Annotated in this window: 1 protein-coding gene and 1 pseudogene; both read right to left on the reverse strand. The window is 68.5% G+C overall.

Annotated features, from left to right (window positions below; translation table 11 throughout):
* Nucleotides 1-1,140: 1,140 nt before the first annotated feature.
* The gene (locus ABZ924_RS38565) at nucleotides 1,141-1,677 is read right to left on the reverse strand and encodes an ATP-binding protein (protein ID WP_361920407.1); all 537 of its coding nucleotides are present in this window, start codon (nucleotides 1,675-1,677) and stop codon (nucleotides 1,141-1,143) included.
* Nucleotides 1,678-1,789: 112 nt separating this feature from the next.
* A pseudogene (locus tag ABZ924_RS38570) lies at nucleotides 1,790-1,930 on the reverse strand (integrase core domain protein); the annotation flags it as partial.
* Nucleotides 1,931-2,068: the final 138 nt, after the last annotated feature.

The following is a 2,068-nucleotide window of genomic DNA, read 5'->3' on the forward strand; positions in this document are numbered from 1 at the left end:
CTTCTGGCCGTTGCCGCGGGCGGCGAGCAGCGTCTGCTCGACGGAGACCGGGTGGACGGTGTCACGGGGATGGCCCGGCCCTCCCGCGAGTACGATCACTGCTGCTGGCGGCGCACCGTGTCGCCCCAGTAGCCGCCGACCTCCCGGCGGTAGGCGGCATCACGGCCGCACCGCGCACACCACGCACCGAGTGGATGCGCACCACCACAGCGGTGCGCACCCTCCAGGTGCGGTGGTGCGGTGGTGCGGTGGTGCGGTCAGCGGTGCAGGGCCGCCACGGTCTCCACCACCGCACGGGCCCGCTCCACCTGTTCGTCGCGCAGCGCCCGCAGCGCCCGAGGACGTCCGTCGGTGCGTCGGCGAGGATCTGGCCGACGAAGGGAAGATCGGCGGATCGCCTCACCGCACCTGACCTGCCGGCACACGACGAATGCGACCGCCTCAGAGCGAAGACCGCGCGTACCGCTGCGCACGCGGGTGCGCTTTCCGATCTGCGCAAGCACGGTCTCGCCGAGAACCGAGCCACCACCCGCACGGGGGAGACGCTGCGCAACCTGACCACCAAGGGCCTGGCAGCCGCCTCCTACGAGCTCGGGCGCCCGCTGACGGAGAGGTGGGCTCCACCGCGGGCGGCGCGGGCTCGAGGACGCTGTCGGCCTGTTCGCCGCCCTTGCCCGGCGCACCCCAGGTGCCGGCGGCGCGGTCACCGACGCCTATGGCGGCCGCCGCCCAAGGACGGCGCCACCGTCCTGTGCCTGGACTGGCACGGACTCCAGTCCCCCCAGGCGGCAAGCGGTGACGGAACTACCTTGCAGTCTGGAGACGCCGCCGCGGACCGACCACCAGGCACACGTCAACGCACAGTTCCGTCGTGGTCCACCACTGAACGATGGGTGGAGCTGTCGACGTACTCGTGCGAGTGCTCCACCGAGTACAGAAATCTGTGCACCACTCTTCTCTGGCCAAGAGCCGCCCAACGGACCTGGTGCCGCGGGCTGCGGAGAACTCTCGCCCCGAGAGGGGGCGTCATGGAGTCACTCGGAACTCTGTTTATGGCTGCAGCCTGGGGTGTTCCACTGGTCAGCCTGCTGGTCGGCGTGATTGTCATTGCAACCAGCACACCTTGGCGCCGCCGAGCGATCAGCGCTCTGGAGAGAGCCGAGGCAGAGCAGGGCGGAGCTGCCCTGTATCTCCCCGATCGGTAGCATTCTGCCAGGTCAAGGCCTGTCCAGTAATGCGAACTTCAGGCCGCGTCGGCTCGTTCGCGTTCGACGCGGCGAGCCGGTTCTTGAGGCGGTAGCTGGGGTCGTTGATGGAGATGACTCGGCAGTGGTGGAGGAGGCGGTCGAGGATGGCCGCGGCGAGGACCTCGTCGCCGAATACCTGTCCCCATTCACTGAAGTTTTGTTCGAAGTGAGGATGATGGAGCCCTTTTCCTATCGTTTGAGATGACCTGGAAGACCAGATTCGCCTCGGCGCCAGCGAGGGGCTGGCAGCCGACTTCGTCGAGACGAGGACGGCCGGCCGCAGGTACCTGCCGAACTTGCTGGTCAGGCGCCTGCGGCTTCGGCGGTGATGAGGTCGCGGACCGTCGTCGAGGCTGGTGAAGTAGATCGAGTAGCCGGCCCGGCAGGCGACGACCGCGAGGGCGACGGCGATGTGCGACTTTCCCCCCAGCGCCCCGAGCGGGAAGCGTTGGCCTTGGCCTCGACGAACGAGAGAGTGCGGCCAGGTGGGGGCAGGCCCAGCTTGGCGGCCGTATTGCGGATGCGGGTGGAGACCAGCTCGCTCAAGACGGTTCCTTCGTTCTCGGGTGGGTGGTGAAGGGGCGGGTGCCGGTCAGCTCGCCATAGACCGACACCGGCCGTCGGCTGACCTCGACCTGAGTGGCCGCGGCCCCGTTCAACAGGGCCAGCAGCGATCCCGCCTCCCGCTAGACCGCAAGCGCGTAGTGCGGCTCGTGACGCCGGGCTCTAAGAGGCCATCTCATTTGGCGAGCCTGCGGTAGCAGATGAGGGTGCAGGCGATGCTGGTGAAGGCGAGGAAGTGCTCGGCCTTGCGTTCGTAG

The organism is Streptomyces sp. NPDC046876 (assembly GCF_040645035.1).
In the GTDB taxonomy this organism is placed as follows: Bacteria; Actinomycetota; Actinomycetes; order Streptomycetales; family Streptomycetaceae; genus Streptomyces.